Source organism: Pseudomonas alkylphenolica (genome assembly GCF_016009175.1).
Taxonomy (GTDB): domain Bacteria; phylum Pseudomonadota; class Gammaproteobacteria; order Pseudomonadales; family Pseudomonadaceae; genus Aquipseudomonas; species Aquipseudomonas alkylphenolica_B.
This window is the reverse complement of sequence record NZ_JADUCM010000037.1, coordinates 41,006-50,246: the sequence shown is the minus strand read 5'-3', so window position 1 is coordinate 50,246 and position 9,241 is coordinate 41,006. Positions and strand designations below refer to the sequence as shown.

Annotated in this window: 8 protein-coding genes; 1 reads left to right on the top strand and 7 read right to left on the bottom strand. The window is 62.4% G+C overall.

The features are described 5' to 3' along the window. Positions 1-112: 112 nt before the first annotated feature. Genes pepN through I5S59_RS23140 form a run of 6 tightly spaced genes read right to left on the bottom strand, consistent with a single transcriptional unit; the run spans position 113 to position 6,611 of the window. On the bottom strand, positions 113-2,770 hold the full coding sequence (gene pepN / locus I5S59_RS23165; protein WP_197878635.1) for an aminopeptidase N: 2,658 nt from the start codon (positions 2,768-2,770) through the stop codon (positions 113-115). Positions 2,771-2,782: 12 nt separating this feature from the next. Next, on the bottom strand, positions 2,783-3,613 hold the full coding sequence (locus tag I5S59_RS23160) for a DUF2797 domain-containing protein (protein WP_197878634.1): 831 nt from the start codon (positions 3,611-3,613) through the stop codon (positions 2,783-2,785). Next, a complete protein-coding gene (locus I5S59_RS23155; RefSeq protein ID WP_038608730.1) occupies positions 3,610-3,870 on the bottom strand; it encodes a YeaC family protein in 261 nt (86 codons plus the stop codon). The genes I5S59_RS23160 and I5S59_RS23155 overlap by 4 nt, the downstream gene beginning before the upstream one ends. Before the next feature lie 13 nt (positions 3,871-3,883). Continuing rightward, on the bottom strand, positions 3,884-4,753 hold the full coding sequence (locus I5S59_RS23150) for a rhomboid family intramembrane serine protease (protein WP_197878633.1): 870 nt from the start codon (positions 4,751-4,753) through the stop codon (positions 3,884-3,886). Beyond that, a complete protein-coding gene (locus tag I5S59_RS23145) occupies positions 4,750-5,724 on the bottom strand; it encodes a metallophosphoesterase (RefSeq protein WP_197878632.1) in 975 nt (324 codons plus the stop codon). Before I5S59_RS23145 ends, I5S59_RS23150 begins: the two co-directional genes overlap by 4 nt. Beyond that, the gene (locus tag I5S59_RS23140; protein WP_128326063.1) at positions 5,721-6,611 is read right to left on the bottom strand and encodes an NAD(+) kinase; all 891 of its coding nucleotides are present in this window, start codon (positions 6,609-6,611) and stop codon (positions 5,721-5,723) included. The genes I5S59_RS23145 and I5S59_RS23140 overlap by 4 nt, the downstream gene beginning before the upstream one ends. 136 nt (positions 6,612-6,747) lie before the next feature. Between I5S59_RS23140 and I5S59_RS23135 the strand changes: the two genes are divergently transcribed. Next, complete coding sequence (locus I5S59_RS23135; RefSeq protein ID WP_197878631.1) at positions 6,748-7,692, top strand: DUF1853 family protein; 945 nt, start codon at positions 6,748-6,750, stop codon at positions 7,690-7,692. Positions 7,693-7,824: 132 nt separating this feature from the next. Here I5S59_RS23135 and I5S59_RS23130 read toward each other — a convergent pair whose 3' ends face one another. Next, positions 7,825-9,111, bottom strand: coding sequence for an arsenic transporter (locus I5S59_RS23130; RefSeq protein ID WP_197878630.1), 1,287 nt, complete (start codon positions 9,109-9,111; stop codon positions 7,825-7,827). Between the last annotated feature and the right edge of the window lie 130 nt (positions 9,112-9,241).

Below are 9,241 nucleotides of genomic sequence, written 5' to 3'. Positions count from 1 at the left end.
GGGGCCGGCCAATCGCCAAGCGGGGGGTGCTCCGCGGCGGGGGGGGGCTCGGGGCCGCTGACCTGGGGCGCTCCTACAGATCGTGTAGGAGCCAGGCTTGCCCGCGAGGCCGTCAGGCCAGGCTTTTGCTCACGACTTCGTAAACGTCGCTGGACAGTGCGCCCGAGGCCAGGATGCGCTCAAGCTCGCCTTTCATCAGCGCCTGACGCGCGTCATCGTACTTGCGCCAGCGCGTCAGCGGCGCCAGCTGGCGCGAAGCGATCTGCGGGTTGAGCGCATTGAGTTCAATGACCAGGTCCGCCAGGAAGCGGTAGCCCGAACCATCGGCGGCATGGAAGTTGACCAGGTTCTGCCCGGCGAACGCACCGATCAGGGCGCGAACCTTGTTCGGGTTCTTCATCGTGAACGCCGGGTGCTGCATCAACGCCTTGACCCGTGCCAGACCGCCCGGCAGGGTGCTCGCGGCCTGTACGCTGAACCACTGGTCCATGACCAACGGGTTGTCCTTGAAGTTTTCGGCGAAGACTTCCAGCGCCTTGGCCCGCTCGGCTTCGAACGGTGAGTTGACCAGCACGGCCAGCGCGGTGAGGCGCTCGGTCATGTTGTCACAGGCGTCAAACTGCTCCTGGGTGGCAGCCACTACTTCTGGCTTACCGCTGAGCATCAGGTACGACAGGGCAATGTTCTGCAGGCTGCGGCGGGCAAAATGCTCGGCCTCGGCGACATACGCGGTGTTTCGCGAAACAGCACGGTTGGCCTGGTAACGCGCATTCAGGGCATCGAACAGCTGGTCGGCAATCTGCTTGCGGGCAAACTCGCGGGCCGCGTGAATGGCGTCGACATCGGCCACTTCGCTGATTTCGGTGAGGTAGGCCTCGCTCGGCAGCGAGAGCATCTCGGCGACCATGGCCTGATCCAGCTGGTCGTTACCCAGCACTGCAGCCAACGCCGTGACCAGACGCTGGTCCAGCACCAGGGCACTGCCCTGCTGATGCTGGCCGATCAGTTCCTGCAGCACTTGCACCGACAGTTGCTGGCCGGCTTCCCAACGGTTGAAGCCATCGCTGTCATGCTGCATGAGGAACATCAGCTGATCGCGATCGTAGGGGAAGCTCAGCTTCACCGGTGCGCTGAAGCCGCGCAACAGCGATGGCAACGGCTTGGCGTCAACGTCGACAAAGGTGAAGGTCTGCTCGGCTTCGGTCACCGACACCACGCGTGAAGTACCCAGCGCAGTAACTTCGCCTTGCAGGCGCAGGGCGATGTCGTTGCCCTGGGCGTCCAGCAGCCCCAGTTCGACCGGGATCACGAAGGGCTTTTTCTCGACCTTGTCCGGCGTCGCCGGGCAGCTCTGACGGAAGGTCAGGCTGTAGGTGTGCGCCGCACTGTCGTACGACTCGCTCACCGTCAGACGCGGCGTACCGGCCTGGCTGTACCAGCGCTTGAACTGCGTCAGGTCGACGCCGTTGGCATCTTCCATGGCCTTGATGAAATCGTCGCAGGTCACCGCCTGGCCGTCATGGCGCTCGAAGTACAGGTCGCTGCCTTTGCGGAAACCGTCCGCGCCCAGCAACGTACGCACCATGCGTACCACTTCCGAGCCCTTCTCATAAACGGTCAGGGTGTAGAAGTTGGAAATCTCGATAAAGCTGTCCGGGCGAACGGCGTGCGCCATCGGGCCGGCATCTTCAGCGAACTGGTGGGTACGCAGGTAGGCAACATCCTCGATGCGCTTGACCGTGCGTGAGTTCATGTCGGCGCTGAATTCCGAATCGCGGAATACCGTGAAGCCTTCCTTGAGCGACAACTGGAACCAGTCGCGGCAGGTCACGCGGTTGCCCGACCAGTTGTGGAAGTACTCGTGGGCCACCACCGCCTCGACCCGCTGGTGCGCGGCATCGGTGGCGGTTTCGGCGCGGGCCAGCACGCAACTGGAGTTGAAGATGTTCAGGCCCTTGTTTTCCATGGCGCCCATGTTGAAGTCGTTGACCGCAACAATCATGAAGATGTCCAGGTCGTATTCGCGACCGTAGACCTCTTCGTCCCAGCGCATGGACTTCTTCAGGCTGGTCATGGCGTGCTGGCACTTGTCGATGTTTTCCGGCTCGACATAGATGCGCAGGGTCACGTCGCGGCCCGACTGACGGGTGAAGGTGTCTTCGACACACCACAGGTCACCGGCCACCAGCGCGAACAGGTAGGCCGGTTTCATGAACGGGTCTTCCCAGGTCGCCCAGTGCCGGCCGTCGTCCTGCGGACCGCTGCCGATCGGGTTGCCATTGGACAGCAGCACCGGATAGCGATGCTGCTCGGCGATCACCGTGGTGGTGAACGTGCTCATCACGTCCGGGCGGTCCAGGTAGTAGGTAATCTTGCGGAAGCCTTCGGCCTCGCACTGGGTGCAGAACATGCTGCCGGACTTGTACAGGCCTTCGAGCGCCGTGTTGCTTTCCGGGTGGATCTTCACGCTGGTGTCGAGGGTGAAGGTCGCGGCCTTGGGCTGCAGGGTCAGCTGGCTGTCGTCGAGTTGGTACTCGCCGGCATTCAGCGCCTGGTCGTCCAGCGCCACGCTGAGCAGCTCCAGTTGCTGGCCATCGAGGACCAGTGGCGGCAAGCCGGCGCCACGTGCGGGGTTACGGCGCATGACCAGCTGCGCGTGGACCAGGCTGTGGTCCTCGAACAGTTCGAAGGTCAGGTGCGTCTCGTCGATCAGGTACTCGGGCGCCTGATAGTCCTTGAGGTAGATCACTTGCGGCTGTTCGGTACGCATGTGGCGGTCCTTTTACTGATGCACGGCAAGCTGGTACGCCGTGTACTTGCGAATATTGATCACACCGGTATCGAAGATCAGGTACTGGCCCTTGATGCCCAGCAGCGTGCCTTCAGCCACCGGGTTCTTGTCCAGGTTGAAGCTGACGATCTTGCTCGGGTAGGCCTCGACCGGGTAGCGGATTTCCAGCACCTCGCCGTCGCTTAGCGGCTGCACGGCCTGTAGGCCGAATCGTGTCTGCAAGGCACTCAGGCCTTCGGCGCAGCTGTCGAACAGCTGATCGCGAACGGCCAGCAGATCGACCGCTTCGGCATCGCCCTTGAGCAGCGCACGCCAGTTGGTGCGATCGGCAACCTGGCTGCGGAACAGGTCTTCGACCAACCCCGATTGCTGGCGCGTGGCAACCCGCACGATCGGCAGGGCCTGGCTTGCACCCTGGTCGAGCCAGCGCGTGGGCAGCTGGCTGGCACGGGTGATACCGACCTTGATGCCCGAGGAATTGGCCAGGTACACGACATGATCGGTCATGCAGAACTGCTCACCCCAGGCGGGTTCGCGGCAGGTGCCCTGATCGTAGTGGCATTTTTCCGGAGCCATGATGCACACGTCACACTGCGCCAGCTTGGTCATGCACGGGTAGCAATAACCCTGGCTGAAGCTGGTTTTGGTCTTGCGACCGCAGTGGCTGCAATGGATGGCGCCGAGGTATTCCAGGCGCAGAGTCTTGCCGATCAACGGATTGACCGGCACTTCCAGCTCGCCCAGGCGAAATGCGTACTGCACTACCGGTGCGTCGAGACGCGCCGACATTTTACTGATGGAACCACGGCCGAGTTCGATCAATGGATCGCATCCGACTTGAACAGGATGTTGGCAACCGGTGCCGACTTCGAGCTGCATTCCTGCGGGCCCATGTAGCCGGTGCGCTGCTCTTCGGGGAGGTTTTGCATTTCCCAGGCGATGACCGCCTGCAGCGACAGCTCTTTCTGCTCGGTGGTGAGCTTGCGCCCATCCGCCCATTTGCCCAGTTCCACAGCCAGTTTCAGGCTCTCGTAGATTTCCGGGGTAATGTTTTCAATCATTTGCGCAAAAGTGGACATAGCGTCTCCCAAATCAAGCCGTCAGTTTACGCCGAGCCAGCGCCCCGCCCAAGAGCCCGCTCAGGCAACCGACCAACAACCCGCCGACATGGGCGGCGTTGGCGATCTGGCCGAAGCCCAGCAGGCTGACCAGCCCCGACAGGCACAGCAGCAGCCAGATCAGCATCATGACCAGTACCCCGCGTGGCATGCGATACACCGGGTTGGGTGCCAGCCACTGGTACAACCAGATGTGCCCAAGCAGGCCGTACAGCACCCCCGACAGGCCGCCGAACAGGCTCGGCCCGCCAAACAGGTATTGCGCGGCATTGGATACCAGGCTGAACAGCAGGGTCAGGCTCAGCATCGTCCAGGAGCCCTGGCGCAGTTCGATGCGCCGGCCCAGCTCCCAGTACCACAGGGCGTTCATCGCCAGGTGGAGGATGCCAAAATGCACCAGCATCGGTGTGAACAGGCGCCACCATTGGCCGTCGGCCAGGCTGGCGGCTAGCGGGGTGAAATACAGGTACTCGCCCTGTACGCGAAAATCGAGAAAGGTCAGCCAGCTCAAGGTGGCGAAGTTGTCACCCAGCCCGGTAAAACCGGCAACGATCAGGCACAGCAGCAACACGGCGGCCGTGGCCTTGCTGGCGCGCAACTGCTCGCCGATGCTCGGGCGTGCTGGCGCTTGTGTGGCCTGGGCGGGCAACTGGAAGTCGGCGTCACCTTCAGGGAAGCGCTGGTACAGTTCACGCACATCCTGCGCCAGGTTTTCCGCCACCCACAACACCTGGTCGCCGCCCTCCTCGCTGACCCGATGCGGCACCTGCAGGCGCCGCAGCAGGCCGACAAAACCACTGAGGTCGGTGTTCAACGGCATACGCAATACCACCACTGCACTCATTGGCTGGCCTCCGGCCGGTCCACGTCGACCCAGACGAATTTGCGCGGGTCGAGTCGGGTTTCATCGTCGAGACGGTAGGCAACCAGTTTGCCGTACAGCACCGCACTGTAGTCCAGGCAGGCCAGGTTGGCGCGGATCGGCGCCGGTTTGCCACTGCGCCAGTAGTGCCCGACGAACAACATGGGCTCCTCTTCACCGTAGCGCAGCAAGGCATTCTTCTGGCTGTGACTTAGCGGCGTGCTGGCAACCTTTTCCGGCAAGGCATCCGGCTGGAAAACGATGTCGCCGTAGGTTTTCGGGTCTTCTTCCCAGAACTTGGTCCGGAAAAATGCCCGGGTCAGGCCATCGCCACCGGTCAGGGTGAGGCCGTCCGGCAGGCGCATGTCGGTGCCACGCAGCAAGCGGTTGCAGACTGTGGCAGCAAAGCTGTCAGGCACTGCCGAGGCCTGGATGAAATGCTCGTCGATACAGCCGTTCGGGTACTGTTGGCGCAACGGCTCGATCAGACGTGAATCCCAGCAGGCATGCACCAGGCGGAAACGCCCGGCATCGAGGAACAGCGGCAGCTCATAGAACCACTCGAGAAAATCGTGCCAGTCCGCCGGGTGCCCTTCGAATTGCTCAAGGGTTTCGTAGATCAGGCGGCCATGCCGCGGGTTGTGTTCACGCACGAACTGCTTGCCGCTTTCAGGCAACGCCGGGGTGTTCCAGCCCAGCGCGTTGTATTCATGGTTGCCCATGATGCAACGGGCCTGACCGGCTTCGACCATGTCGTGAACGATATGCAGGGCCTCGCGGATTCGCGGGCCACGGTCGATGATATCGCCGAGGAACAGCGCCTGGCGCTGAGGATGGCGCCACACGCCGCCCTGACGCTTGTAGCCCAGGGCGTCGAGCAAGCGCTCAAGGGTATGTGCACAGCCGTGCACGTCACCGATCAAATCGTAACTGCGGGCTGGATCGAGCATCACTCGCCTCCACCACCCAGGCGGCTGCCCCAACCGAGTTTGGTCCGGCATACCTCATAGTAATTGTGATCCAGCGGGTGGATCAGGCGCAGTTTCTGCGGCTTCTTGTTCACCGTGATGGTGTCGCCGGGGGCGCAGGTGAAGTGGTTCTGACCGTCACAGGAAATTTGCGGGTAAATCTGCATGTCTTTGGACACCACGATCTTCAACTCGCTGTTGCCATCCACCACGATCGGCCGCCCCGACAGGGTGTGCGGGTACATTGGCACAATGACGATGGCGTCGAGTTTGGGGTGCATGATCGGGCCGCCCGCCGACAGCGCATAGGCCGTCGAGCCGGTCGGTGTGGCGACGATCAGGCCGTCGGCTTTCTGGCTGCAGACGAACTGACCGTCGATGTAGATCTCGAATTCGATCATCCGCGTCGACTTGCCCGGGTGCAGCACTACATCATTGAGGGCATCGCCCTGGCCAATGGCTTCGGCATGACGGCGTACTTCGGCCTGGAGCAGAAAGCGGTTTTCCACCAGGTAGTGGCCGTCGAGCACTTCAGCGACTTTGACTTCCAGCTCATCGGGGCGAATGTCGGTAAGAAAGCCCAGGCTGCCGCGGTTGATGCCCAGTACCGGGGTGTTGTGCCGGGCCAGGGCGCGCGCGGCGCCCAGCAGGCTACCGTCACCACCGACGACAATCACCAGGTCGCAGACTTCGCCCAACAACTTGCGTGAAGAAGTCTGCAGGCCGTGGCCGGGCAGCACTTCGGCGATGGTGTCTTCGAGAATGACGTGCAGGTGCCGTTCGAGCAGGAATTTTTTCAGTCGGCGAATGGTATCGAGCACCTGGGAGCTGCCGAGGCGGCCGATGATACCGATATTGCGAAATTGCTCCATGGGGCTCCTGCTAGACGCTACGGCGGGTAAAGAGGCTCAATTGGCCCAAGAGTTCGATTATGGGCGAAAGCGCCGGGTAGCAGCAAACGCCGGAGAAAATCGCCAGTGCCCGGGGCATAGCGGCTATGCTCGCTGGATGAACCCTTTTTCCGCCCTGGCCGACCTGCCCCGCCAGTTGCGCCACCCCCAGGTGCGCGACCTGGCCTGGGTCATCCTGGCGCCGCCGATGCTGCGCGAAACGCCCTGGCCACAGCGCCATCCGCTGGCTGCCAGTGACTGGGTCGACCATCCACAGCGACTGCACCAGTGGCTGCATGACCTGGATCACGACAGTCACTTGCTCGAACACTGGCTGGCACAGCTGGCGACCCGGCGCCTGGGCTTGTACTACGAACGTCTGTGGCAGTTTGCCTTGCAGCACGCGCCCGGCGTCGAATTGCTTGCTGCCAATCTGCCGATCCGCACGGGCGGCCACACCCTGGGCGAGCTGGACATCCTGCTGCGCGATGCTGAAGGTGTGCACCATCTGGAGCTGGCGATCAAACTCTATCTGGGGCCGCCAGGCGGTGATGGCAAAGACCCGGCGCACTGGCTGGGCCCGGGGTGCCACGACCGCCTGGACGTCAAGCTTGCGCACCTGGCCGAGCACCAGTTGCCGATTTCGGCACGGGCAGAAAGTCGTGAGGCACTCGCGGCGCTGGAGATCGAGCAGTTCAGTGCCCAGTTGTGGCTGGCCGGCTACCTGTTTTACCCCTGGCCCGCACATGCCGACTCACCCACGGGGGCCCACCCGCAGCACCTGACCGGGCAATGGCTGCATCAGCGGGACTGGCAAGGCTATGTCGAGCAGAGCTTGCCGGGCTTCTGGCAACCGTTGCCCCGGCAAGCCTGGTTGGCACCGGCACGTTGTGCAGCGGACGAGTGCTGGAGCCTGGAACGTTTCGATGCCTGGCTCAATGCACTTGATCCGCAGGCACCGGCACAACTGCTGGTACGTCTGGTGGCAGGTGAGGATGGCGAGTGGGAAGAAGCACAGCGGGTGTTTCTGGTCTCCGACCTATGGCCGAATCTACCCGGCTGACCCGGTCCCGGGGCTGCTGTGCAGCCCATCGCAGGCTTCGCCAGCTCCCACAAGGTCTCAACCATTGCACTCCCATGTGGGAGCGGGTTTACCCGCGAAGGTCGCAAGCGCGACACGAAACAGGGGCGCCTTTTAGCCCCAGCTCAAACGCACGGCCAACGCCGCCAGCGTCACCAGCAACACCGGCACGGTCAATACGATCCCGACCTTGAAGTAATACCCCCAGCCAATTTTCACCCCCTTACGCTCCAGCACATGTAACCAGAGCAAGGTCGCCAGGCTACCGATGGGGGTGATCTTCGGCCCCAGGTCACTGCCGATCACGTTGGCATAGATCATCGCTTCCTTGACGACCCCGGTGGCCGTGCTTGCATCGATCGACAAGGCGCCGATCAACACTGTCGGCAAGTTATTCATGACCGAAGACAACACCGCCGCCAGCAGCCCGGTGCCCAGCGCCGCGCCCCACACGCCGCCAGCGGCAAAATCATCCAGCCAGCCGGCCAGATAGTCGGTCAGCCCGGCGTTGCGCAGGCCATAGACCACCAGGTACATGCCCAGGGAGAACACCACAATGTGCCAGGGCGCTTCCTTGAGCACCTTGCGCACAGCAATCCTGTGCCCGCGCGCCGCCACCACCAGCAACACCAGCGCACACACGATCGAAATCGCGCTGATGGGAATGCCCAATGGCTCCAGGGCAAAACAGCCGATCAGCAGGATCACCAGTACCAGCCATCCGGCAACGAAAGTGGCCGGGTCGTTCACTGCGCTGCGTGGCCGGTCCAGTTGCAGCGGGTCGTAGTCAGCCGGAATGTCGCGGCGAAAATACCAGCGCAACACCAGCAGGGTCGCCAGCACGCTGACCAGGTTCACCGGCACCATCACGGCCGCGTAACGGTTGAACCCGATGCCAAAAAAGTCCGCCGAGACGATGTTGACCAGGTTCGACACCACCAGTGGCAAACTCGCGGTATCGGCAATAAAGCCGGCCGCCATGACGAAAGCCAGGGTCGCCGCCGGGCTGAAGCGCAATGCCAGCAGCATGGCCATGACAATGGGGGTCAGGATCAGCGCCGCGCCATCGTTGGCAAACAGTGCCGACACCAGCGCACCGAGCAACACGATGAAGCTGAACAGTCGACGCCCATTACCGCGCCCCCAACGTGCCACATGCAGCGCCGCCCAGGCGAAGAAGCCCGCCGCATCCAGCAGCAGGCTGATGATGATCAGCGCAATGAAGGTGCCTGTGGCATTCCAGATGATTTGCCAGACCACGGGTACATCGCCCCACTGCACCACGCCGCTGAGCAGCGCCAGCAATGCACCGCCGCTGGCGCTCCAGCCAACACCCAGCCCACGGGGCTGCCAGATCACCAGGGTAATGGTCAGCAGGAAAATCAGCGACGCCATCAACATGACACGAACCTTGAATTCGAAAGGGACTAAACGGCGAATTCTAGCGACAGGTCAATGCAAGGCTGGCATTTTTTTGCTGCAATCCCCAAGTAATCGGCTTTCCAGCGTTTACAGTTACAGCATTGCGCCA

Bases quoted from the DNA above. Each gene is read 5' to 3' on its own strand.
- pepN (WP_197878635.1), bottom strand. From the start codon at position 2,770: ATGCGTACCGAACAGCCGCAAGTGATCTACCTCAAGGACTATCAGGCG.
- I5S59_RS23155 (WP_038608730.1), bottom strand. From the start codon at position 3,870: ATGTCCACTTTTGCGCAAATGATTGAAAACATTACCCCGGAAATCTAC.
- I5S59_RS23150 (WP_197878633.1), bottom strand. From the start codon at position 4,753: ATGAGTGCAGTGGTGGTATTGCGTATGCCGTTGAACACCGACCTCAGT.
- I5S59_RS23140 (WP_128326063.1), bottom strand. From the start codon at position 6,611: ATGGAGCAATTTCGCAATATCGGTATCATCGGCCGCCTCGGCAGCTCC.
- I5S59_RS23135 (WP_197878631.1), top strand. From the start codon at position 6,748: ATGAACCCTTTTTCCGCCCTGGCCGACCTGCCCCGCCAGTTGCGCCAC.
- I5S59_RS23130 (WP_197878630.1), bottom strand. From the start codon at position 9,111: ATGTTGATGGCGTCGCTGATTTTCCTGCTGACCATTACCCTGGTGATC.